At 73.8% G+C, this 23477-nt stretch carries 20 protein-coding genes; 8 read left to right on the plus strand and 12 right to left on the minus strand.

From position 1 onward, the window contains the following. Positions 1 to 157 precede the first annotated feature (157 nt). Positions 158 to 997 (plus strand): purine-nucleoside phosphorylase, encoded by an 840-nt coding sequence (locus FRCN3DRAFT_RS0201110; protein ID WP_051466102.1) that lies wholly within the window; start codon positions 158 to 160, stop codon positions 995 to 997. A 300-nt stretch (positions 998 to 1297) separates the two neighbouring features. Here FRCN3DRAFT_RS0201110 and FRCN3DRAFT_RS0201115 read toward each other — a convergent pair whose 3' ends face one another. After that, positions 1298 to 2092, minus strand: coding sequence for an SDR family NAD(P)-dependent oxidoreductase (locus tag FRCN3DRAFT_RS0201115; RefSeq protein WP_232794248.1), 795 nt, complete (start codon positions 2090 to 2092; stop codon positions 1298 to 1300). Between the two features lie 224 nt (positions 2093 to 2316). Between FRCN3DRAFT_RS0201115 and FRCN3DRAFT_RS42085 the strand changes: the two genes are divergently transcribed. Beyond that, the gene (locus FRCN3DRAFT_RS42085; RefSeq protein ID WP_232793882.1) at positions 2317 to 4167 is read left to right on the plus strand and encodes a phospho-sugar mutase; all 1851 of its coding nucleotides are present in this window, start codon (positions 2317 to 2319) and stop codon (positions 4165 to 4167) included. Between the two features lie 76 nt (positions 4168 to 4243). Here the strand turns inward: FRCN3DRAFT_RS42085 and FRCN3DRAFT_RS42090 are convergent, their stop codons facing one another. From FRCN3DRAFT_RS42090 to FRCN3DRAFT_RS42105, 6 genes are all read right to left on the minus strand, one after another. Further along, positions 4244 to 5251 carry an OmpA/MotB family protein gene (locus FRCN3DRAFT_RS42090; protein ID WP_007518028.1) on the minus strand — a complete coding sequence of 336 codons (1008 nt, stop codon included), beginning with the start codon at positions 5249 to 5251 and terminating at the stop codon, positions 4244 to 4246. Then, the gene (locus tag FRCN3DRAFT_RS0201130) at positions 5223 to 7718 is read right to left on the minus strand and encodes an Hsp70 family protein (RefSeq protein WP_007518030.1); all 2496 of its coding nucleotides are present in this window, start codon (positions 7716 to 7718) and stop codon (positions 5223 to 5225) included. The genes FRCN3DRAFT_RS42090 and FRCN3DRAFT_RS0201130 overlap by 29 nt, the downstream gene beginning before the upstream one ends. Beyond that, positions 7718 to 8344 carry a hypothetical protein gene (locus FRCN3DRAFT_RS42095; RefSeq protein WP_051466103.1) on the minus strand — a complete coding sequence of 209 codons (627 nt, stop codon included), beginning with the start codon at positions 8342 to 8344 and terminating at the stop codon, positions 7718 to 7720. Before FRCN3DRAFT_RS42095 ends, FRCN3DRAFT_RS0201130 begins: the two co-directional genes overlap by 1 nt. Before the next feature lie 68 nt (positions 8345 to 8412). Then, positions 8413 to 10179: a hypothetical protein gene (locus tag FRCN3DRAFT_RS42100; protein ID WP_035924184.1), complete on the minus strand. Its 1767-nt coding sequence runs from the start codon at positions 10177 to 10179 to the stop codon at positions 8413 to 8415. A gap of 1 nt (position 10180) precedes the next feature. Next, positions 10181 to 10492, minus strand: coding sequence for a hypothetical protein (locus tag FRCN3DRAFT_RS0201155; protein ID WP_007519665.1), 312 nt, complete (start codon positions 10490 to 10492; stop codon positions 10181 to 10183). After that, positions 10464 to 11588 carry a serine/threonine-protein kinase gene (locus FRCN3DRAFT_RS42105; RefSeq protein WP_007519663.1) on the minus strand — a complete coding sequence of 375 codons (1125 nt, stop codon included), beginning with the start codon at positions 11586 to 11588 and terminating at the stop codon, positions 10464 to 10466. The genes FRCN3DRAFT_RS0201155 and FRCN3DRAFT_RS42105 overlap by 29 nt, the downstream gene beginning before the upstream one ends. Before the next feature lie 409 nt (positions 11589 to 11997). On the opposite strand from FRCN3DRAFT_RS42105, the gene FRCN3DRAFT_RS49065 reads away from it, so the two are divergent. Next, complete coding sequence (locus FRCN3DRAFT_RS49065; protein WP_007519661.1) at positions 11998 to 13734, plus strand: serine/threonine-protein kinase; 1737 nt, start codon at positions 11998 to 12000, stop codon at positions 13732 to 13734. A gap of 47 nt (positions 13735 to 13781) precedes the next feature. On the opposite strand, the gene upp is transcribed toward FRCN3DRAFT_RS49065, so the two are convergent. Beyond that, positions 13782 to 14405 (minus strand): uracil phosphoribosyltransferase, encoded by a 624-nt coding sequence (gene upp / locus FRCN3DRAFT_RS0201170; protein WP_007519659.1) that lies wholly within the window; start codon positions 14403 to 14405, stop codon positions 13782 to 13784. Positions 14406 to 14551: 146 nt separating this feature from the next. On the opposite strand from upp, the gene deoC reads away from it, so the two are divergent. Then, the gene (gene deoC, locus FRCN3DRAFT_RS0201175; protein WP_007519658.1) at positions 14552 to 15355 is read left to right on the plus strand and encodes a deoxyribose-phosphate aldolase; all 804 of its coding nucleotides are present in this window, start codon (positions 14552 to 14554) and stop codon (positions 15353 to 15355) included. 80 nt (positions 15356 to 15435) lie between these two features. Here the strand turns inward: deoC and FRCN3DRAFT_RS0201180 are convergent, their stop codons facing one another. Then, a complete protein-coding gene (locus tag FRCN3DRAFT_RS0201180; protein WP_007519657.1) occupies positions 15436 to 16131 on the minus strand; it encodes a hypothetical protein in 696 nt (231 codons plus the stop codon). A gap of 177 nt (positions 16132 to 16308) precedes the next feature. On the opposite strand from FRCN3DRAFT_RS0201180, the gene FRCN3DRAFT_RS0201185 reads away from it, so the two are divergent. Next, positions 16309 to 18603: a sensor histidine kinase gene (locus tag FRCN3DRAFT_RS0201185; RefSeq protein WP_007519655.1), complete on the plus strand. Its 2295-nt coding sequence runs from the start codon at positions 16309 to 16311 to the stop codon at positions 18601 to 18603. Next, positions 18603 to 19256 (plus strand): response regulator transcription factor, encoded by a 654-nt coding sequence (locus FRCN3DRAFT_RS0201190; protein WP_007519653.1) that lies wholly within the window; start codon positions 18603 to 18605, stop codon positions 19254 to 19256. Before FRCN3DRAFT_RS0201185 ends, FRCN3DRAFT_RS0201190 begins: the two co-directional genes overlap by 1 nt. A 40-nt stretch (positions 19257 to 19296) precedes the next feature. Here the strand turns inward: FRCN3DRAFT_RS0201190 and FRCN3DRAFT_RS0201195 are convergent, their stop codons facing one another. Next, positions 19297 to 19872: a TetR/AcrR family transcriptional regulator gene (locus FRCN3DRAFT_RS0201195; RefSeq protein ID WP_232793883.1), complete on the minus strand. Its 576-nt coding sequence runs from the start codon at positions 19870 to 19872 to the stop codon at positions 19297 to 19299. A 63-nt stretch (positions 19873 to 19935) separates the two neighbouring features. Between FRCN3DRAFT_RS0201195 and FRCN3DRAFT_RS0201200 the strand changes: the two genes are divergently transcribed. Further along, positions 19936 to 20451 carry a GNAT family N-acetyltransferase gene (locus FRCN3DRAFT_RS0201200; protein ID WP_007519649.1) on the plus strand — a complete coding sequence of 172 codons (516 nt, stop codon included), beginning with the start codon at positions 19936 to 19938 and terminating at the stop codon, positions 20449 to 20451. A 26-nt stretch (positions 20452 to 20477) separates the two neighbouring features. On the opposite strand, the gene FRCN3DRAFT_RS0201205 is transcribed toward FRCN3DRAFT_RS0201200, so the two are convergent. Next, a complete protein-coding gene (locus FRCN3DRAFT_RS0201205) occupies positions 20478 to 21098 on the minus strand; it encodes a DNA-3-methyladenine glycosylase I (RefSeq protein ID WP_051466520.1) in 621 nt (206 codons plus the stop codon). Between the two features lie 122 nt (positions 21099 to 21220). Further along, positions 21221 to 22324, minus strand: coding sequence for an adenosine deaminase (locus tag FRCN3DRAFT_RS0201210; protein WP_007519645.1), 1104 nt, complete (start codon positions 22322 to 22324; stop codon positions 21221 to 21223). A gap of 214 nt (positions 22325 to 22538) precedes the next feature. On the opposite strand from FRCN3DRAFT_RS0201210, the gene FRCN3DRAFT_RS0201215 reads away from it, so the two are divergent. Beyond that, positions 22539 to 23477 (plus strand): serine/threonine-protein kinase (locus tag FRCN3DRAFT_RS0201215; protein ID WP_157845301.1); only part of this gene is annotated, 939 nt, incomplete at its 3' end.

Raw genomic sequence — 23477 nt, forward strand, 5'->3', positions numbered from 1 at the left:
GTCCACGGCGCCACGCTCTGTGTTTTACATAACACCCATGGCCTCAGGCGACCTTTCGTGCCAGTAGACGGCGTCGCCTGCACGGCCGCGGTCACGCCGTACAGTCGGGCCCGTGACGCAGCTTGCCGGCAATGCTGACCATTCGGCCTCCGAGGGCGTGAGCAGAAACACCCCCGCGCCTTCATCAGCCGCGACGGCAACAGCCAGACCCGACGCCACCGCCTCCGCCGCCCGCCTGGCCGCGGTCACCGGCGCCGACAGGCATGACGTGGCGGTGGTGCTCGGGTCGGGCTGGAAGCCCGCCGCCGAGACCCTCGCGGCCCAGGGCCGGGTGCTCGCCGAGGTGTCGTTCGCCGAGCTAGGCGGCTTCCCGGAGACGACCGTGCCGGGGCACGGCGCGAGCGTTCGCTCCGTCGAGCTGAACGGCCGGCGGCTGTTGCTGTTCCTCGGCCGGGTGCATGCCTACGAGGGCCACGACCTCGCCCATGTCGTCCACGGGGTGCGCACCGCGTGTGCCACCGGCGTCGGCACTGTCGTGCTCACCAACGCGGCCGGCGGCCTGCGCGCCGACATGCGCGTCGGCCAGCCGGTGCTCGTCAGCGATCACCTGAACCTGACCGGCCGCTCACCGCTCGTCGGCCCCGCGTTCACCGACCTCACCGACGCCTACGCGCCGCGGCTGCGGGCGCTCGCCCGCGAGGTCGAACCGACCCTGGCCGAGGGGGTGTACGCGGCGCTCCCCGGCCCGCACTTCGAGACCCCGGCCGAGATCCGGATGCTGCGCACGCTGGGCGCCGACCTCGTCGGCATGTCGACCGTGCACGAGACGATCGCCGCCCGCAACGCCGGCGCCGAGGTTCTCGCGATCTCCCTGGTCACCAACCTCGCCGCCGGCATGACCGGCGAACCGCTCGATCACCTCGAGGTCCTCGCCGCCGGCGAGGCCGCGGCCACCCGCATGGGCGCCCTCCTCGCCGAGGTCGTCTCTCGCCTCTAGCAATCAGGGCCCGGCCCGGCCCCGGCCTGGTCGGGTCGGGTCGGGTGCGGCGATGGAAGCTGCCGGCGGCCGGTATCGCGAGGGGCCGCCCATGATCTGGTGGATTCCTCGGAGCTCTGACCCGGAAGATCCCACCGGATCATGATCAGACCCATGGTCCGGTGGGATCTTCCGCGCCGTCCGGATCAACCCTCACGAGCTCTCCCCTCAACCCGCCGCCGGGGCGTCAGGCGCTGGGGCGCCGCGGCGTCGGGGCATTGGGGGTCAGGGCGTGGTGCCGGTCGTCGGAATGCCACGTCGTCACAGGGTTTTGATCAGGCCGCCGTCGATGGTGAAGTCGGCGCCGGTCACGTTGCCGGCGCGCTCGCCGGCGAGCAGGACGACCAGGTCGGCGACCTCGTCGGGCTGGGTGAACCGGCCCGACGCCGCGTCGGCCGCCGCCCCGGCCGCGACGTCCTTCGCCGCGACACCGTTCTTTCGCGCGATGCGTTCGGCGACGCCGCCGGCACCTAGCCACAGGTCGGTGGCCACCGGGCCGGGGCTGATCGTGTTGACCCTGATCCCGTGGGCTGCGACCTCCTTGGACAGGGACTTCGAGAAGTTCGTGAGCGCGCCCTTGGCCGCGCTGTAGTCGATCACCGCCGGGTCGGGCAGGAACGCGTTGACCGAGCTGACCGTCACGATCGAGCCGTGCCCGGCGGCGATCATGTGCGGCAGCACCGCGCGCGTGGCCCGCACCGCCACCATCAGGTTGAGGTTGATCGAGCCGAGCCACTGCTCGTCGGTGACGGCGAGGAACCCGTCGAGCCTCGGCGGCGCGCCGCCGACGTTGTTGACGAGCACGTCGATCCGTCCACCGGACCGCTCGGCGACCTCCGCCGCCCGCGTGACCAGCTCCGCCGGGCCCTTCGGGTCGGAGAGGTCGACCAGCACCGACACCGCCGAACCAGCGGCGACCAGCTCGTCGAGCTGCGCGGACGACGCCCGCGACCCGGCCACGACCGTCGCGCCCTCGGCCACCAGGGCTCGCGTCACGGCCAGGCCGATCCCCCGGCTCGCGCCGGTCACGATGGCGGTCCTGCCCCGCAGTCCCATGTCCACGATGTCTCCCCTGACCTTGGGTGATCGGCTCCGACGCACGTTGCGCGCAGGGCAACCGTAGGTTCGCGAGGCCGCCTGCGCATCGGTAAGGCGACTGCCCCGGCGACTCCGTCCCGCGCGTCCGCTCGCGGTTCCCACCTGATCGGCGACCCCGCTCCGGCCGTCGGAACCACCCGGGTCGCGCCCCCGCTCGCGGCCGATGCGGGCAGCATGGGGGCGTGGAGGACAGCGAGGCACGCCCGGGGCCCGGTTCATCACCCGAGTCGTTGGTCGTGGCCGCGCGGGCCTGGCTGGCCGACGATCCGGACCCGGCGGACCGGGCGGAGATCGAGGCGCTGCTGAACGCGGTGGCCACGGGCGGCAACGCTGACGAAGACAGAGACGGAAACGCTGACGGAGACAGCGACGCTGACGGCGGCGAGGCTGACGACGGCGAGGCTGCCGCCGCCGGGGCGGTGGCGTGGGCGGACCTGGCGGACCGGTTCGCCGGGCCGCTGCGGTTCGGGACCGCGGGCCTGCGCGGCCCGGTGCGGGCCGGCCCCAACGGGATGAACACCGCCGTCGTCCTGCGCGCCGCCGCCGGTCTCGCCAGCTGGCTCGTGGCAAACCGGTCGAAGAGCCCGGCGCCCGCCGGCGCCGCGTCAGCCGACGCGCGCGGCATGGCCCACGCCGCCGCGGGCAGCTCAGCGGATCCCGCGCCGCCGTCCGTGGTCATCGGGTTCGACGCACGACGCCGCAGCGACGCGTTCGCGCTGGCCAGCGCGCGGGCGTTCGCGGGCGCGGGGCTGCGGGTGCTGCTGCTGCCGGGGCCACTTCCCACGCCGGTGCTGGCGTTCGCCGTCCGCCATCTCGACGCCGACGCGGGCGTGATGGTGACCGCGAGCCACAACCCAGCGCCCGACAACGGCTACAAGGTCTATCTCGGCGGCCCGCTGGGCGATGCCGGCCGCGGGGCCCAGCTGGTCTCACCCGCCGACGAGCAGATCGAGGCGGCCATCGCCGCCGCCTCGCCGGCCGCGCGGACGCCGCTCGCCGATACGTGGACCCAGCTCGGCGACGAGATCGTGGCCGCCTACGTCACGGCCGCGGCGGCACCGACCCCACGAGAGAGCGAGCTGGGCGCTGGGCGGGACGCCGCCGGGGAAGCGACGGCAGGGCCCGGGCCGCGGATCGCGTACACCCCGCTGCACGGGGTCGGGCTTGGCGTGCTGCGGCGGGTCTTCGCGGCCGCCGGGCTCCCGGAGCCGGTGGTCGTCGCCGAGCAGGCGGAGCCAGATCCGGACTTTCCGACCGCGCGGTTCCCGAACCCCGAGGAACCGGGGGTGATGGAGCGGGTGCTGGCCCTCGGCGCCCGGATCGGCGCGGACGTCGTCCTCGCGAACGATCCGGACGCGGACCGGCTGGCGGTCGCCGTCGGCGGGCGGGTCCTCACCGGCGACGAGCTGGGCCTGCTGCTCGCCGACGAGATCCTCCTGCGCACCCCCGGCCCGGTCGCCAGTACGGTTGTCAGCTCGACCGCCCTGCGCACCCTGGCCGCGCGCCGGGGTGTCCGCTACGCCGCGACCCTCACGGGCTTCAAGTGGATCATGCGGGGGGACCCGGACCTGGTCTTCGGCTACGAGGAAGCCCTCGGCTACGCCGTCCGCCCGGACCTCGTCCGCGACAAGGACGGTCTCACCGCGGCCGTCACGGTCGCCCGGATGGCTGCCGCCGAGGCCGCCCGCGGCCGGACCCTCCTCGACCGCCTCGACGAGCTGAACCGCGAGCTCGGCGCGCCCGCCACCGCCCAGGTCTCGATCCGGGTCCCCGACCTGGCCGCCAGCGCCGAGCTGATGCGCCGCCTGCGCGCTACCGCGCCGGCGGACGTCGCCGGGCTGAAGGTCGTGATCGTCACGGACCTGCTGGTCTCGTCGGGCCTGCCCGCGTCCGACGTCCTGATCTTCACGCTTGCCGGAGACGCCCGCGCCGTCGTCCGCCCCAGCGGCACCGAGCCCAAGCTCAAGATCTACCTGGAGGCGACCGCCGACCGCCTACCTCCGCTCATCTCCTGGGCCCGCGGCCTGGCGTAGCGGGAGCCGCCCGGGACGACGGCGGCTCCCGGGCACCGGCCGTCGTCCCGTCTCGTCTCGCCTCCCGAGCCAGGTCCTAAGCCGACGGGGTCAGGCGGAGGGTGACAGTACGGTTGCGGGCGCGGTCGGCCGGCGTGTTCGGGTAGAGGGGGACGGCGCTGCCGGCGGCCGAGACGGTGATCTGGGCCGGGGACAGGCCCGCGCCGGCGAGCGCCGCGGCGGCCGCCCCGGCGCGGGCCTGGCTGAGGGCCGTGTTGTCGGCGTAGAGGCCGCCAGGGGGGACCGGCAGGTCGTCGCTGTGGCCGACGACCTCGACGGCGACCCCGGGAATGGCGGCGATCCGGGCACCGACCCGGGCAAGCGCCGCGGCCCCGTCCGGGCTCAGGGCCGCGCCGCCCTCGAACAGCCGCGCGCCGAAGAGCAGGACGACCTGGCCGCCGGCCCTGGTCACCGTCACCTCGGGGCCGGCGACCCCGTCGGCGAGCGCCTGGAGCGGCGAGGCCACGGGCGACGCCGCAGATGACCCCACGGACGGCGCCGCCGCCGGGGCGGTCGTCTCCGATGGCAGACCGGGACCGGCCGACGCCGTGCCCGGACCGCCCGACGCGGCGAGGGCGGCCGGAGGCACCGCCGTCGCCGTCGCGTCGCTGTCCCCGCCGGTCGCCGATGCGTCGGCGACCGCCCAGCCGAGCAGCGCCCCGCCGCCGAACAGCACGGCGGCGGCGAGCGCGGCACCGGCGACCCGGCCACGGGTCGTGACGTGCCGGCCCTCCAGGGCCGCGATCCTGCGCAGCCCGGCGACGGCCTCGGCCTCGTGGCCGCCGAGCTCGGCGGCGCGCCGCCACTGCTGGGCGGCGGCGTCGAGCCGGCCCTGCTGGGCGTGGATCCGGGCGAGCAGGTCACGCTCGGGCGCGGTGTGGGCGCGCCGGGCACCCAGCTCGTCGAGCAGGGCCAGGGCACGCCCGTGCTGGCCCGCGCGGGCCAGGTCGGTGGCCCGGGCGACGGTGGCCTCGTCGACGAGCGCCCCGAACGGGTCCGCCTCGGGCGGGTCCGCCCTATCGGCGGAAGTGGCCGAACGGGTCATCGGGGCCCTCCGTCCTGGGCAGCAGGTCGATGAGCTGGCGGACGACGTTGCGCAGCCGGTCCAGGCTGCCGCTTTCCAGTGCCCGGTCGCCGTCCTCGAACAGCCGGTTCGCGAGTGCCTGGTCGCGCATGCTCGCGCGGTGCTCCTTGAGGGCCTCGAACCGGGCGGCGTCGAGGCCGCCGGTCTTCTTGTTGAACAGCACCATGAGGAAGATGCGCAGTTCGTCGGTCCGGGTGTGCAGCAGCTCGACGTCGTGGGAGCCCAGCGCGGCGCGCAGGTCGGACACGAGCAGGTCGTAGCGGCGCCGGTCGCCGCGGTCGGCGAACTCCTCGATCACCCGGGGGGCCTGGGACAGCAGCTCCTCGGCGTCGCGCACCGCCCGCGGCCAGGCGAGGGCCCGCTCCACCTGGTCGAGCCGCGCCTGCAGGTCCAGCAACCGCTTCGCGGCGGTGCCAGCCGCGTCCGCGTCGCCGTTGTTGTACGCGGCCAGGTCGTCGTCGAGCTGCTCGGCGACGCGCTCGTTGTCGATCTCTGCCAGCCGGGCGAGCGATTCGGCGTCGTTCGCCTGTCGGGCGGCGTCCTCCAGCTCGCGGCGGCGGGCCTGCTCGACGCGCGCCGAGTTGCGTAGTTCGCCCGCGTTCGGCGCGGCCTGGGAGCGCAGGTCGAGCTGGGTCTCGAACTCCTCGTCGAGAAGCGGCACGTACGCCCTCGCCGCGACGATGCGGGAGGCGTCGATCTCGATCGTCACCTCGACCTCGGTGCTGACCGGGAGGTCACGGCGCACCTGGCTGGCCAGGATCTCGAGGTCGCCGACGTGGCGGTTGCGGTCGGCCCGGTCGTACTCGCCCTCCAGCACCGGGATGCGCAGCAGCCCGCCGGACTGGCCCCGGCTCAGCGCCACCGTCGTGCGCAGCACGTCACTGCCGCGGCCCGGGATGCGGGAGCCCTTCGTGAGCAGCCAGATGACCTTGTTCCCCTCCAGGGCGATGCCCACGGAGTGGGTCATCGCCGCCTCCGGCGCGACCGTGCCGATCGTGTAGGCCAGGCTGGCGGGCTCGGCCTGCTGGCGGCGCCCCGCGGAGTCCTCCAGCAGGATCGCGAACTCGTTGCGCACCCCGGGGGCCGCCGACAGCGCCGTGATGAACCCGCCGGTCGCCGACAGTGGGATCTTGCCGCTGCGCCACGGCGGGCGCGCCTGGGCGTTGACGAACTCGATCGTGAGGCCGGCCACGCCCGCGCCGGCGGGGCCGCGGACGACGCCGCCGATCTGCGGCTCCGGGTCGGCGCCGATCGGGTTGTACTCCAGCTCGACCGTGTAGGCGCCGGTGACGGCCGGGGTGGGGATGGCGGTGTCGAGCCGCTGGGTCCCCGCGAAGATCGCCGCGCCGCGCGCGACGACCGTCATCGGGTCCTGGGTGATGTCGATCGGGATGCCCAGCTCGCCCGCGACCCGTTCGCGCAGGTACGGCATCAGGGTGGGGCCGCCGACGAGCAGCACCCGGTCGATGGCGCCGGGCGCGAGCTTCGCGTCGCGCAACGCCTTCTGGCAGATGTTGACCGCCCGGGCGACGAACGGGTCGGTGAGCCGCTCCACCTCGTCGCGGCGCAGGTCGTGGACGAACTCGACCGGCTGCCCCCGGTCGTCGACGCACAGCGGCGGGTCGTCCAGCTCGATGGTCGCGCTCGTCGCGACCGACAGCGTGATCTTCGCTTCCTCGGCCGCGCGCTTGAGCCGGGCGATGGCCGCCGCCCAGCGCGGGTTTCCCCGGGCGAAGTCGGTCAGCGGGTACTGGGCGAGCAGGGGCGGGATCAGCAGCTGCTCGACGATCGCCCAGTCGATCAGCTTGCCGCCGAGGAAGTTGTCACCCTCGTGGTTGACGATGTCGAACTCGCCGTCGCGGACGTGCACCACGGCGGCGTCGAACGTGCCCCCGCCGAGGTCGAAGACCAGCCGGTAGATGTTGTCCTCGTCGCGCTGGAAGCCATAGGCCAGGGCGGCCGCGGTCGGCTCCTGCAGCAGCGGCGCATGGGCCAGGCCGGCCTCCCTCGCGGCGCGGCGGGTCGCGTCGCACTGGTTGAGGTCGAACGCCGCCGGGACCGTGATGACGGCCGCCTGGATGTCGTCGCCTGTCCGCGCCTGCGCGTCGGCCTTCAGCCGGCGCAGCACCTCCGCGGACAGCGACTCGGGGCTCATCGTCAGCTGGCCGTCGCGGAAGCGCTTCTCCGAGTCGCGCTGGCCCATCTGGAGCTTGAACTCGGCGGCGGTGTTGTCGACGTCGTGCTCGACGCGTTCCCGGGCGCGGTCGCCGACGTGGATGCGACCGTGCCGGTCCACGTAGACGGCCGACGGCGTGGTGTCACGCTGGGCCGAGTTCTTGATGATCTGGGCCTCGGTGCCAACGAGCATCGCGATCGCGCTGTTCGTCGTGCCGAGGTCGATCCCGAAGTCCACGGTCGACCGTGCCATCAGGTCCTCTCCTGCCGATCGGGGTCCCGCTGATCGGGGTTCTGCTGATCGGGGCGCGGCGGCGTGCCGACGATCACCTCGCCGGCCTGGGCCAGGCGGCCGGCCAGGTAGACCGAGGGGCGCAGCGTCTGGACGACGCGTTCGTCGGTGAGGCCGTCGGTCTGTTCGAACGCCAGCACCATCAGCTGCTGACCGCTGTCGTAGCGAGCGCCGTCGTGGTCCTGCACCTCGACGCCGGCCGCGGCGAGCACGTCACCCACGGCGTCGAGCCGCCGCAGCGCCCGACGGGCCTCGGGAGTGACCGGGGCGCCTGTCGGGACGAGCTGGCGACGCAGCCGCCACAGCTCGGTCGCCACCCGGGCGATGTCCCTGGGCTCGAGCGCCGCCACGTCGGGTACCGCCCCCGAGGCGATCGCCGCCACGTCGTGCGCCCCCGAGACGGGAGCGTGGGGTACCGCGCCCGCGGCGGGCGTCGCCGAGGCGGGCGCCTCGTCCAGAGCGGCGTCCTGGCCAGGCGGGACCACCGCGCGGGCCGTCGCGTCGGACAGCGCGACCAGCTCGGACGGCCACCGCGGCGGCGCGATCCGAAACTCCCGGGGATAGCGCCACTGGCGCACCGTCGCCATGAACCCCCCGCCCAGGCGCCCGGGCCGCGGCGGTCCGTCGGGGCGCGCGCCGTCACGAGTCGTGGCCATCACGACCCCGCCGGCTTGGCGCCAGGTAGCCACTTCTCGGCACGCAGCTCGATCAGCGGCGGGTAACGATTCGTCTTGCCACTGATCGCCGCGCGCCCCCAGATCACGGAGATGAGGAACGCGATCGCGCCCACCAGGACGCCCCACCCGGCCGACCCGACCACCGTGGCCAGGGCGACGATCACCAGGAAGGCGGCGATACCGCCGAGCCACGAGAAGATCCGCCGCTCCTGGTGCCTCAGGGCGCATTCCCGGCAGCGAGGGATCGTCACGGTCACCGACTGGTAGTGGATCCGCCGGCCGTTCCACGTCGTCTCGGTGTGGCTGACCCGGTGCATGGGGCGCGACAGCGACGACGCCTTGTCGTAGCGCCGGCGCTGGCAGTAGTAGCAGGCGGCGGCGGTGGCCTGGCGTTCGACGATGTCGAGGTTCTCGCCGATGCGTTGGGCGAGCGCCGCCGACTCGACCAGCGGGGTGACCCGGCGCAGCAGCTCACGCATCCGGAAATGGTCGGGGAACTCGGTGGTCGACGGCTCGCCGGCGGCGTTGACGAAGGTCTGGTCATAGAGCAGCAACGCGGTCAGCACTGTCTGGCCAAGCTGGTCGCGGATGCCGATCCTGGTCAGGTTCCTCGGCGGCAGCAGCTCGTCGATCCGGGCCATCGTCGGCTCGGCGTCGGTGAGCACGCGTTCGGCGACGTCGAGACCGGTCGCTGGCCTGTCCTGGGCCGCCCGGTCGGCGTCCGCGCACAGTGACCGGACCTGGGCGAGCCAGGGCTCGCAGGCCGCCCGCAGCGCCGCGTCGAGATCCCCCGCGCCGAGCTCGCGAAGCGCGGCGAGGTGGGCACGGGCGGCCGGCAGGTCTCCGGCGTCGACGGCGGCGGCGACCAGTGCCGCGCCGCTGGCGAGCAGGGTGTCCGGGAGCGCGGAGCGGATCCCGGCGGCGAGCCCGACGCCGAGCCGGGCGTCGCCGGCGGCGGCTATGCGCGCCTCGAACGCGTTCCAGCAGGCCTCGTCGGCCAGCACGGCCGCCCACAACCAGTACACCTCGCGCCAGTCCGGCCGGGGCGGCGCGCCGGCGGGCCCCGCGGCCGCGTCCGGCGCGCCGGACGCGGCGCCGGCGCCGGCGCGCTCGGCGTCAAGGGCGCGTAGATGAGCCAGGACGGCGAGGTTGTGCCGGGCGGCCCCGTCGGTCGAGGCGGCCTCGATCCAGCGGCGCCGGGCCCCGTCGACGTCGCCCGCGGCCAACGCGGCGAGCGCCGGGTCGCCGGCGGTGGCACTGTCCGTGGTGGCACTGCCGGTGGTGGCGCCGGTGGCGGTGGCACCAGCGGCGGTGGCACCAGCGGCGTCATCACCAGCGGTGGCACTGTCGCCGGTGACGCCACCGGCGGCCGCCTGGTCGGCGGCGGTGGCGCCGCCGGTCGTCGTCGCGGCGGCGGCGGGACCGGGGGCAGTGGTCGCGCCGGCAGGCTCGGCGGACGGCCAGAGCCAGAAGAACTCGTCGACGAGGCGGAGCCGCGGGTCGCGCAGGCGGTCGAGCGCGGTGGACAGGGCCGCCGCGGTCACGGGCACCGTGAGGGCCAGGGCATGGGCCGGGGCGGCGGCCTCGCCCAGCCGCTCGGCGATCCTCACCCGGTCGGAGACCCGGCGGATGTCGCGGCGGCTCGCCGTCACCGCCAGGCCCGTCACCCGGAACGCGTTGGCGTCGTACAGCCACGGCAGGCTGACCTTGCCGAGGATCTCCCGCCCCTCGCCGACGGAGGTCACGTCACATCACCACACCCCTGCGTGAGAGCTGTTCCCGAGATCCGTGCCGGTCCCGCAGGGCCGGGACCAGGTCGTACGCGGCGGTCAGGCGGTTGGCGGCGGCCACGGGCCGGCCCTCCCCCGCGAGCCGCAGCGCCTCGTCGACGAGGTGTGCCGCCGCCCCGGCCACGTCGTCGGCCTCGACACTCGCGGGGACGCTGGCCAGGGAGGGGACGTCGTCCGGCTCCGCGGCGCCGGGAGACGCCGGCCCGGGACCGGTGGCCGCCTTCGCCGCGCTCCGGGCGTCAGCGTCCGGCGGGCCGGCGGTCGCCACGGCGCCGGATCCGCCCGACGGGCCGCTGCCGGAGTGCGGGCCCCACGTCGTGGCGGCGCTGGAGGCCCCCGGTGAGCTGGGCCGGGCCGCCCGCCGCGAGCCCCGTGTTCTGGGCGCCGGCGGGTTCCTCGCGGGGCGCCGGCCCGCGCGTGCTCGGGCGCTCGGAAGCCGCCGGCGGAACGGACGGGACGGAGGGGGGCGGGACGGAGGGGGGCGGGACGGAGGGGGGCGGGACGGGCGCGGCCGGGGTCCGCCAGCTCTCGAGGTCGGTGAGCAGCTCGGGCGCGGAGACATGGCGTTGGGACGGGTCCAGCGCGAGCGACCGGGTCACGATCTTCTCGAGGCGCTCGTCGACGACGTACCGCAGCTCCCGGGGCGGGATGAGCCGGCCCGTGTACCAGGCACCCGCGAGGGGATCAGCCGCGACCAGCTCCGGGTGCGGCATCTGGGCGGTGAGCAGCAGGTAGAGGACCGAGCCGATGGCCCAGACGTCGCCGGCGCGGGAGTCGCCGCGCGGGTCGAGGAACGTCTCCGGCGCCTTGAACGCCATGGTGCCGCGAGTGCTGGCCATCAGCGTCCACGGGTTCACCGCCCTGGCCAGGCCGAAGTCCGAGACGAGCACCCGGGTGGCGTCGCCGTCGTGCCCCATCAGCAGGTTCTGCGGCTTGATGTCGCGGTGGATGATCGGCGGGTTCTTCTGGTGGGCGACGGCGAGGCCGCGACACACCTGGACGGCGATGTCCACGGCCTCGGCGACCGGGAGGAACCCGCGGTGAGCGGCCAGGTGGTCGGCCAGCGTGCCACCGGGCACGTATTCCATCGTGAAGTAGCCGAACACCCCGGACGAGGTCTCGAGAGTGTTCGCGTCGAAGACACGCACGATGTTGGGATGTCCGAGCCGGGAAAGCAGCACGGCTTCTCCCAGCGCCTTCTCGATGTCGTTCGTCGACAGGCCGGGACGGCGAAACACCTTCATGGCCTGCCGGCCAAGGAATGGGTGCCTGACCCGGTAGACCTCCGCGAAGGCGCCCTCTCCGAGAAACCGTTCCACGCGATAGGTGTCGCGGATGACCTGCCCCTCGCCCAACAGCGGCATATAACGTCCAGACGCGGTCAGGCCTCGGAACGTGACAGAGCCACCGAGGCGCTATCGAGCGGGTACGGCGCGAGCAGGAACGGCGTCAACCGGAAAGACCGGGCGATCGGGGACAGCTTACCGCGAACCGTCTGGCGCGCAACGTAGTTGGCGTAGAGACGAGGTTGTCGCGCAGACGACCGTCCCACCACGCCGGGCGGAAAGCGGTGGCCAACCCGCGAGGCCGCGCCAGGGGCGTTCCGCGGGTAGAAATCGTTGCCCGCGCAAATAACATGCCATACCGAGTTCCCGGCGGTCGGCGATCCGTCGGGTCGGCAATCTGGCAGGTCGACGATCCGGCAGGTCGGCGGTCCGGGAGGTCGTAGTGTCGTCGACACGGGCGATCTCACGCCGCCAGGGGAGCACACAGATGTCGATCTACAAGGCGGCCGTCCAGGCCGCGTTGCCCGACTACGAGGTCGGCGACGAGATCGGCGTGGGCGGATTCGGTGTCGTCCTGGGCGGATACCACCGGGCCATGGGCCGCAGGGTCGCCATCAAGGTCCTCACCCAGCCCAACCAGCAGGACCGGTTCAGTCTCGAGGCCCGGGTCCTGGCCAGTCTCGACGCCCACCCCCACGTCGCCCGCGTGTACGACTACCGCGAGGTCCCGAACCAGCGCCTCCGGCTGCTCATCATGGAGTTCCTCGCCGGCGGGACCCTCAGCGCCCGGCGGCGGGCGGGCTTGTCCCCTGAGGAGATCTGCGCCGTCGGCATCGCCGTCGCCGAGGCCCTGCACCACGCGCACGCGTCCCGCGTCCTGCACCGCGACGTCAAGCCCGACAACATCCTCTTCGCCGCCGACGGCACCCCCAAGGTCACCGACTTCGGCATCGCGAAGATCCTGGAGAGCACCGAGGGCGAGGCCAGCTACGTCATCGGCAGTCCTGTCTACATGGCTCCCGAGCAGCTCCAGGGCGGCATTCTCAGTCCGGCCACGGATGTCTTCGGCCTCGGCGTGGTGCTCTACCGCCTCCAGTCCGGCCGGCTCCCGTTCCCGCAGCGGTGGGCCAGGACCGCCGCCGTCCCACCGGCGCCGCCCGTCCCCGAGCCGCTCGCCCGGGTGGTGATGAAGGCGCTCCAGCAGGAGCCGGCCGAACGCCAGAGCACCGCCCGTCAGCTCGCGCTCGAGCTCGCCGAGGCCGGCGCCCGGGTCTTCGCGCCCGACTGGCTCGACTACTGCCGCATCCCGGTGGCCGTCGACATGTCCGTCCGGGCCGCCGCCCGGGCGGCGTCACCCATGACGCGCCGGATCGACCCTCGCCAGACCCCCGCCGAGGGCTGGGACGACGGTGATCCCGAACAGCTGAGGGAACGGGCCAGGACGGCCGGGGACCTGGCCGACGCCGGCAACCATCCGGCGGCCCGCGCCATGTACGAGGACCTCCTGCCGCGCCTTCGCCGCGTACTCGGCCAGGACGACCCCGACACGTTGACCGCCGTGGGCCTGGCGGCGCAGAACCTGCGCGAGTCCGGCGACCACGCCTCGGCTCGCGCCCTGTTCGATGACCTCATCCCGCGCCTGCGCCAAACGCTCGGCGAAAACGAGGCGCGAACATTGTTCTTCGCCGGGGAGGCGGCGCGTAACCTCGCCGACTCCGGCAGTCGGGCCCAGGCACGCAGCCTGTACCAGGATCTCCTGCCGCGAGCCCGCCAGGTGTTCGGGGAAAACCATCGGACAACGCTGATCGATACCGGCCTGGCGGCGCGGAACCTGCTCGATCACGGCGACCACGAGGCAGCCCGCGCCCTCTTCGACGACCTCGTCCCACGCCTGCGCGAAACACTCGGAGAAAACAACCACAACACACTGACGCTTTCCGGTTTCGCCGCGCGGAACCTACACAGGTGCGGCGACCGGCAGGCCGCCCGCGCCCTCTACGAGGATCTTCTCCCCCGCCTGCGGCAAACTCTGGGTGAGAACAACCGCACCACGCTGACGATTAGCGCCGACGCGGCGCTCAACCTGCTCGGTTCCGCCGACCGGCGAGCCGCGCGCGCCCTCTACGAGGAACTCCTGCCCCGCGTCCGCCGGGTGTTCGGCGACACCGCTCCCGTCACGAACGCCGTCCACGCCGGTTATCAGCACGCCCTCTCCGACGGATAGGGCGCCGACCGGCCGTCCGGCACGGCACGGCACGGCTCCGGCAATGGTCAGACGGCGCCGAAGAGGCGGTCGCCGGCATCGCCGAGACCAGGGACGATGTAGGCCGTTTCATTGAGGCCGTCGTCGATGGTGGCGGTGACGAGGCGAATGTCCAGGCCGCTGGCCTCGAGAGCGGCGATGCCCTCGGGGGCCGAGACGACCGAGACGACGACGGTTCCCCGGGCACCGCGGTCGGCGAGCAGCCGCAGGGCGTGCAGCGCGGAACCACCGGTGGCCAGCATCGGGTCGAGCAGCAGCACCGGCCGGCCCGACAGATCGGCGGGCACCGATTCCAGGTAGACCGTCGGCTGGAAGGTCGCCTCGTCCCTGGCCAGCCCGATGAACGCGCTGACCGCGTCCGGCACGAGCGCCTGCGCCGCCGGCAGCATGCCCAGCCCCGCGCGCAGGACGGGCACGACGACCGGCTCCGCGGCGAGCCTCGTCCCGGTGGTCTCGGTCAGCGGCGTACGCACCGGGACGACGGACGTCGGCAGCTCACGGGTGGCCTCGTAGATCAGCATCGTCGCCAGGTCGTGCAGAGCCGCCCGGAAGCCGACCCGGGGCGTCGTCTCGTCCCGCAGGAGAGTGAGCGCGACCGCGGCAAGCGGGTGATCGATGACATCTACCTGCACGAGAATGCTCCTTGGGAGGTACCGCGCCGGCCGCGGGCGGGCGGGACCGCGCGCGCCGCGGGCCAAAAGGACGTGTACCACCGCATCACCGGCATCCAAAGCGCAGGGGCCTCGTCCGCGGGCGAACCGCGCGGAAAGATGGGGCCATGACGACGGCAGCCGACGAACCTGACCAGCCAGCCGGCACCTCGGGAACGACCAACCCGCACAAGTTCCCGCCAGCGCCCGAGTCGCCACCACTACCGCCGGTGCCGACGAACCGGGCGGAACTGGCGGCGATCATCGACCACACGCTGCTGAAGCCCGACGCCACCGACGAGGACGTCCTCAAGCTGTGCGCGGACGCGGCGAAGTTCAAGGTCGCCGCCGTCTGCGTCGCGCCGACCCACGTCTACCTGGCGGCGGCCAGCGCCCGCCGGGAGGCGCGGTCCGTGGGCAACGGCGGCCCGCCGGCCTACGCGGTCGCCTCGGTCGTCGGCTTCCCCCACGGCAACCACCTGACCGCGGTCAAGGTGGACGAGGCGCGGCGCGCGGTGGCGGACGGCGCGACCGAGATCGACATGGTGATCGACATCGCGAACGCGGTGGACGAGAACTGGGCCGCGATCGAGTTCGAGATCCACCAGATCCGCGTCGCGGTGCCGGCACCCGTCGTCCTCAAGGTCATTCTCGAGACGGCGCTGCTGAAGGACGCGACGATCCGGTCGGCCTGCCGCGCCTCGCTGGCCGGCGGCGCGGACTTCGTCAAGACATCCACCGGCTTCCACCCCGCCGGCGGCGCGAGCCTGCGCGCCATCCGCGCGATGCACGCCGCCGTCGGCGGCCGGCTCGGGATCAAGGCCTCCGGCGGGATCAAGACCGCCTCCCAGGCCTTGGCGTTCGTCCAGGCCGGCGCCACCCGCCTGGGTCTCTCGTCCACCGCCGACGTCCTGGCCGAAATGCAGCCCTGAGTCATGGTCCGGGCATGGCGTCGGCCCGCCTGGTTTGTGAACCAGGCGGGCCGACGGCGTTCGACGACCGAGGCGAGGTGTCAGGCCTTCGCGGTGCCGGTGAGCTCGTGCTTGCCGAGGCTCAGGCCGGCGAAGGCGATGATCAGCCAGATCGGGCCGACCATGCCGGGGAAGCCCGCGATCGACATCGTGCAGGCCATGAACAGCACCGCGAGCGGCGGGATCAGGCTGACGATGCCCAGCCACTTCGAGACGAGCCGGTCGCGCAGCCCGAGCCAGGCGACGGCGCCCGCCGCCACGACGACGCCCAGGTAGCCGATCCAGGGGCCGAAGTCGCAGAGCATGTAGTAGACGAACTGCCCCTCGCGGGTGAAGAGCTTCTCGTCCATCCCGCCGGGCATGTAGTCGGCGAGGGCCAGCTTCCAGCCGTAGCCGAACGTCAGCGCCGCGGCCGAGGCGACGAACGCGTCCGCCACCACCCGGGCCGCCACCCTGTCCGGGAACGCCTGGATGATCTTCGAGCGCCAGCAGGCGGCCAGCACCAGCAGAAGCGCGACGGCCACGTACCCGATCGCGCCGCCTATCTGGGTCGAGGTCCGCGAGATCTTGTCGATCACGCCCGGCCCGACCTGCTTGTCGGACACGCCGGTGGCGGTGACCACCGTCGCGACGAAGCCGAGCACGCCGGCGCCGACGCCCAGCCAGGTCCAGCGGGGGCGGGCCACCGCGCCGGCGGCGGGAGCGGCGTGGCGGGCGGGGGCAGTTGCGGTTGTCATGTCATCCGTCCTCTCGTCTGCCGGCGGCCTCGTCGCCGTCGGCGTCTGAAAGCAAGGTCCTGCGCCCGCTGTCCCGGAAACGAGGGACAGCGGGCCCGCGCAGGGGACGCGCACCCGACAGGTCCGGGGTCACCGACAGGACGGCTACCAGCGGTATCGCGCGGGATCCTGGGGAACATGGGCGCCCACACGTTGACGCTGGACCACGGCGACAGCCGTGCCGACGGGGCCGTCGTCCATGACGGCCTCGACCGGGCCACGCCCACCGCGGAGCCGAGGGGCGCGGGGCGCGGCCCGAGCACGGGCACCGCCGCCACCGCGGCAGGGCCGGCATCGATCACGCCGATGATGTCCATGACGCCGGCGGTGGTCGCGGCCTCGGTCCTCGCCGTGCTGCTGACGCTGCTGTCGATCGGCTGCGCGTTCGGCGCGATCGCCCTGCATGGATACGTCACCGACCGGACCGCGCACCGGACCGTGCTGTCGAGCGCCGACCTGGTCCTCGCGACCGCGTTCCCGCTGGTCGCGGCGCTCGTGCTGGTCCACCAGCCGCGCAACCGGGTGGGCTGGGTGCTGCTGTCGACGGCGCTGACCGGGCCCTACCTGCTGGCGACCCAGTACGCGGCCCTCGCCCTCGTGCCCGGCCAGGCCGAGTTGCCGGGGCAGGAGGTGGCCACCTGGTTCGCGGTCTGGGGATACGTCCCGTACATGGTCCTGTGGGGACTGGTGCCGCTGCTGTTCCCGGACGGCCGGCTACCGTCGGCGCGCTGGCGTCGCGTCGCGGCGGTCCTCGCGGCGCTCATCGCCTGCCACCTGACGGCCCGGATGTTCTCCCCCGTCAGCACGGACGTCTCCCCCGAGCTGACGAACCCGCTCGCGGTCGACGACGCCACCTGGTTGCTGTACACCACCGTGATCACCGCATATCTGATCATGCTCGGGGGTGGGCTGGTGGGGCTGGCCGCGGTCGTCACCCGGCTGCGCCGCTCGGCCGGCGTCGAGCGCGCGCGCCTGCAGTGGCTGGTCGCCGGCATGGTGGGCCTCGTCGGCGCCACCCTCGCGGGGCTCCTCCTCGAGGGCGACTCGGACTCCGACGGCCTGAGCATGGGCGTCGGCATGCTGCTGCTGGTCGCCGCGATCGGCGTCGGCGTCGTCCGCCACCGGCTGTTCGACATCGGCGCCGCGCTCAGCAGGACCGTCGTATACGGCCTGCTCACCGTTTTTCTGCTGTTCGCCTACGCGGCGACGGTCGCCTCCGCCGGGGCGCTCGTCCCCGGCCAGCGCGTCGCCTACGGCGTGCTCGCCGTCGCCGCCCTGGTCGCGGCGGCCGCTCGCGACCAGGTGCAGCGGTTCGTGGACCGGTTGCTGTTCGGCTCCGCGCGGGACCCGTACGCGGTGCTCGCCGCCCTGCACGGCCGGCTCGACCTGGCCACCGGGCCGATCGACGCGCTGGCGCAACTCGCCGAAGGTGTACGCCGCGCGCTCAAGGTGCCCTATGTCGCCATTCACCCGGTGGACGAGCGGCTGGCGATGATCGAGACGGGAACGCCGGTCGACGCGGTCGAGCGTGCCGCGCTGCATGCCAGGACCGGGCAGGCCGGCACGCTGGTCGTGGGCCGGCGCCACCCGGCCGACGAGTTCAACGCCGCCGAACGGGCGATGTTCGACGACGTCGCCCGCCGCGCCGGCGACCTCCTCGACGCCGCCGCGACGCAGCACGACCTGCGGCGCAGCCGGGACCGTCTGGTGACCGCCCGTGAGGAGGAGCGCCGGCGGCTGCGCCGGGACCTGCACGACAGCATCGGCCCGCAGCTCGCGGCCATGGCGATGCAGCTCGACAGCCTCACCGACGGGCTGGAGGACCGGGCCGACCCGGCGGCGGCGCAGGCCGCCCTGATCCGGGACCGGCTGCGCGGCACCGTGCGCGAGATCCGCCACGTGGTGGAGAACCTGCGCCCGCCGGCGCTCGACGACGGCGGGCTGACCGTCGCGCTGCGCCAGTTGGTCGCGCCGTTCGCGCCGATCGTGACACTCGACCTGCCGGATGAGGCGCAGGCCGACCAGCCGGCGGAGAGCACCCCGACGGCGGAGAGCACGCTGCCGGCCGCGACCGAGGTGGCGGCGTACCGGATCGTCGCCGAGGCGGTGACGAACGCGGTCCGGCACTCCGGCTGCGGGCGGTGCGTGGTCCGCGTCCGCCAGGAGCCGCCGTGGCTGGTCGTCGAGGTGGTCGACGACGGTATGGGGCTCGCCGTGGACGCCGTGCCCGGGGTCGGGCTCCAGAGCATCCGGGAGCGGGCTGGCGAGGTCGGCGGCCGCCTGGAGGTGCACCGGGCCGCGGCCGCCGCGGCCGCGGCCGTGGACGGCGGCATGGCCGTGGACGGCGCCGCGGCCGTGGGTGGCGGCACGGTCGTGGGTGGCGGCACGGTCGTGCGGGCCCGCCTGCCGCTCGGCGAGCGGAGGGCGTCGTGATGTCGTCCGTCCGGGTCGTCATCGCCGACGACCATCCCCTGTTCCTGGACGGCCTGCGCGGCCTGCTGGCCGAGCTGGGGGCGACGGTCGTCGCCGAGGCGCAGGACGGCCGCGCGGCGCTGGACGCGGTGCTGCGCCACCGGCCGGCCGTCGTCTTCATGGATCTGCGCATGCCGGGCCTCGGCGGCATCGAGGCGACGGCCCGCATCGCCGAGCAGGCCCCCGAGACGGCCGTCATCGTGCTGACCATGAGCGAGGACACCGCCTCGTTGCAGGCCGCCCTGCAGGCGGGGGCGCGCGGCTACCTGCTGAAGGAGTCGTCGAAGAAGGACGTCGCGCGGGCACTAGAGGCCGTGGCCCGCGGCGAGCTGGTCATCGGGACGGGGGTGGCGAGCAAGGTCCGCCACGCGGTCGGCGGCTTCTCCCCACAGATGTTCCCGCAGCTGTCCGAGGCCGAGGTCCGGGTGCTGGAGCTGGTGGCAGACGGGCTGGACAACCGGTCGATCGCCGCCCGCCTCTTCCTGGCCGACAAGACCGTCCGCAACCGGGTGTCGTCGATCCTCGCCAAACTCGACGTCACGACCCGGGCCGAGGCCATCGTGCGCGCCCGCGACGCCGGCCTCGGCTCCGGCCCGGCCAGCCCAGCCGGCTGACCAGCCCGGCCGCCTGACCAGCCCGGCCGGCTGACCGGCGTCAGCCGTCGAGGGCCCCGAGCTTCGGGGTCGTGAGCGCGTCGATGGCTGACTCCACGGCTGTGGTCACGCGCGGTTCGTCGCCGGTACCGAGCAGGTCCAGCAGTCCCCCGCGGAGCACCGCCAGCACGGCGCTTCGCTGCCGTTCACCGTCAGGGGTGCGGGCCACGCCGGGGCGCTGGCCTCGTTCGAACAGGTCCAACCAGTCCCGGACGGTGCGCTGCGCGAAGCCGCCCCAGGGGCCGTCCGGCTGGATCAGCGAGTTCGCGTAGGACTCGACCCACAGGCGCAGGATCTGCTCGTTGGACGGGTCCGCGAGCCATCGCCAGACGGCCGTCGCCACCACGGCCAGGTCCGCGTCCTCGGGGACGACCTGCATGAGCCGCAGCTCGTCGGCGCGCGCCCGTTCCAGCAGCGCGGCCACCAGGCCCTCCTTCGATCCGAACACGAAGCGCAGGACACCGGTGCTCGATCCGATGGCATCGGCCAGCGGCCGCAGTGAGAGGTCCACGAGGCCGTGCTGGAGCACGTAGCGATAGGCGGCTTCGAGCAGTTCCGGCCGGCGAGACGTGGTCACGGCCACCACTGTACTGATACGGTCGTGTCACTGACACAGTCGTATCAGTCGGAGGGAGCTGGGGTGGGCACGGCGACGTCCTTACGTCAGATCGGCAGGCCGGGCGATCTCGGCTGGGTCATCCAGCGGCATGGCGAGCTGTATGCCAGCGAGTTCGGGTGGGACTCCTCGTTCGAGGAGCTCGTGCTCTCCCTGGTCGCCGAGTGGAGGAACCGGCGCTCCCCGCGTGACCTGGGCTGGGTGGCGGAGGTCGACGGCGAGCGCGCGGGCTGCGTCTTCTGTTTCGAGACGGACGAACGCGTCGGCCAGCTCCGGATGCTGCTCGTCGAGCCGCGGTTTCGGCGTTACGGCGTGGGCCGGGAACTCGTCGACACCTGCCTGGCACACGCCCGATCCGCCGGGTACGAACGGCTGACGCTCTGGACCAACGACGTCCTCGCCGCGGCCCGCGGGCTCTACCTGCGGTCCGGCTTCACGCTGGTCGCCCGCGAGCCGCATCGCAGCTTCGGCGTCGATCTGGTCGGGGAGACGTACGCGCTCGATCTGGGACCGCCGGACCCCGTCCCGCGCCCGGGCTGAGGGTCACTCGGCGCGCGGGCCCACGGTCATCCGCCGGCCGCGCCCCGGGCGAAGCAGTCGGCGAGGTGGTCGTTGACGAGGCCGCAGGCCTGCATCAGGGCATAGCTCGTGGTGGGGCCGACGAAGACGAGCCCGGCGCGGCGCAGCGCCTTGGCGAGCGCGATCGACTCCGGCACCGTCGCCGGGACGTCGGCGAGCGTGCGCGGGACGGGGCGGGCCGCCGCGTCCGGCTGGAAGGACCAGATGAGCTCCTCCAGCGGGCGTTCCAGCGCGAGGATGGCCCGCGCGTTGACGACCGTCGCCTCGATCTTGCGCCGGTTCCGGACGATCGAGGCGTCCAGGAGCAGCCGCTCGACATCGGCCTCACCGAACGCCGCCACGGCCGCCGGGTCGAAGCCGGCGAACGCCTTCCGGAACCCGTCACGCTTGCGCAGGATCGTCAGCCACGACAGGCCCGACTGGAACGCTTCCAGGCTGAGCCGCTCGAACAGCCCCACCGTGTCCCGCACGGGCCGCCCCCACTCCTCGTCGTGGTAGGCGACGTAGTCGGGGGCGGACATCCCCCAGGGGCAGCGCACCAGCCCGTCCGGGCCCAGCCGCCCCCCGCCGGCACCGTCGACCGCCGTCACGGGGCCATCCACACCAATATCAGTAGCCACGGAGACCTTCCCGGACGTTCTCGGACCCGACACGGCGAGGATGGCACCCAGGTCCGACAAGCCAGTCGCCTTCGTGGCGGCGGTGACGGTCTCCGTCCGCGCCCACGGCGTCACCAGCCCGGTGCCCTCCCGGACAGGGCGTCGTAGCCGGGCTTGATGACGTTGTCGATGAGGTCGAGGCGCTGGTCGAAGGGGAGGAAGGCGGACTTCATCGCGTTGAGGGTGAACCAGCGGATGTCCGACCAGCCGTAGCCGAAGGTGTCCACCAGCGTCGCGAACTCGCTGCTGAGCGTGACGTCACTCATCAGCCGGTTGTCGGTGTTCACGGTGACGCGGAAGCGCAGGTCGCGCAGCAGGCCGATGGGGTGGGTGGCGATGCTCGCCGCGGCGCCGGTGTGCACGTTCGACGACGGGCACATCTCCAGCGGCACCCGGGTGTCGCGGACGTAGTTCGCCAGCGGGCCGAGCGTGGCCCGCCCGTCCGGGTCGACGGCGATGTCGTCGACGATGCGCACGCCGTGGCCGAGCCGGTCGGCGTTGCACCACTGAACGGCCTCCCAGATCGACGGCAGCCCGAACGCCTCGCCCGCGTGGATCGTGTAGTGGCCGTTGGCGCGCTGGATGTACTGGAAGGCGTCGAGGTGGCGGGTCGGCGGGTTGCCCGCCTCGGCGCCGGCGATGTCGAAGCCGACCGCGCCCCGCTCGCGCCAGCGGATCGCCAGCTCGGCGATCTCCAGCGAGCGGGCCTGGTGGCGCATCGCGGTGAGCAGCACGCGCGCGTGCAGGCCGGTGCCACCCGCGCCGACCCGCAGCCCGTCGATCACCGCCTCGACGATCTCGTCCAGCGACAGCCCGCGCTCGGTGTGCAGCTCGGGGGCGAACCGGATCTCGGCGTAGACGACGCCGTCGGCGGCGAGGTCCTCGGCGCACTCCCGGGCCACCCTGGCGAGCGCGTCCGTGGTCTGCATGACCGCGACCGTGTGGCTGAACGTCTCCAGGTAGCGAACCAGTGAGCCGCTGTGGGCCCCGCCGCGAAACCACCCGCCCAGCTTGGTGATGTCGGTGGTCGGCAGCGCCGTGTACCCGCACGCGTCAGCCAGCTCCACCACCGTCGCCGGCCGCAGCCCGCCGTCCAGGTGGTCGTGCAGCAGCACCTTCGGCGCCCGCCGGATCTCCTCCACGGTGGGCAGTGCCTCACCCGTTGTCGTCGTCATCGTCCCGAGCGTAGGGCAGAACTGTAACGATTCCGGTTCGCCGATCCGGCGACGCGCGCGAGCGGGGAGAGTCGGACAATCGGGCCTGGGACGGTGGGACCCACGTGGGGACGAGCCGGGCATCAGGTGTACCGGCGCGCGGCCGGATGTGCTCGGATGAACCTGGGCACGGCCGGACGCGCGGGCCGGGGGGCGACGAATGAGGGAGCACGAGATGTCAGGCGAAGGCCGGTCAGCGTCGGGAGCCGGCCGACCAGCGGTCTTCCCCCCCGGGACCGTCGTGGGCCGGCGCTACCGGCTCGACGAGGTGATCGGCGAGGGCGGGATGGGGGTGGTGCACCGCGCCACCGACCAGATCATGCGCCGGACTGTCGCCATCAAGCAGGTCCGGCTGCCCGCCGGCGCCGGGATGGCCGTCGCGCAGGCCAGGGAACGGGTGCTGCGGGAGGCACGTGCCGCCGGGCGGGTCCACCACCCAGGCGCGGTCGGGGTACTCGATGTCATCGACGACGGCGAGCTGCCCTGGATCGTGATGGAGCTCGTCGAGGGGGACGCGCTGTCGGCCCTGATCGAGCGCGACGGCGGCCTGCCCGTCGAGCGGGTCGCCCAGATCGGGATCTCCCTGGCCTACGCGCTGGACGCGGCGCACCGGCTCGGCGTGATACATCGCGACGTCAAGCCGAGCAACGTCATCGTCACCCCCGACGGGCAGGCTCGGCTGACCGACTTCGGGATCGCCGTCAGCCAGGGCGACCCGCGGCTCACCAGTACCGGCGAGGTCATCGGATCGCCCGCTTACCTGTCGCCCGAACGCGCGCAGGGCGACGCCGGCGGGCCGGCCTGTGACGTCTGGGGACTCGGCGGCACGCTCTACGCCGCCGTCGAGGGTGAGCCGCCGTTCGGCGGTGCCACGCCGGTGGACATCCTCACGTCGGTCGTCGAGGGCCTGATCCGCCCGCCCAGGCATGCCGGGCCGCTCTGGCCGATCCTGCGGACGATGCTCGCGCAGCGAGAGGCCGACCGGCCCTCGCTCACCGTCGTGCGCTCCCGGCTGCGCGACCTGTCCGGCGAGACGTCGTCCCGCACCGGGGGCACCCAGCCCAGGACGCCCCGCCCCGCCGCGTCCCGCCCCGCCGCGGCCGGTCTCACGTCC

It is taken from the genome of Pseudofrankia saprophytica, assembly GCF_000235425.2.
In the GTDB taxonomy this organism is placed as follows: domain Bacteria; phylum Actinomycetota; class Actinomycetes; order Frankiales; family Frankiaceae; genus Pseudofrankia; species Pseudofrankia saprophytica.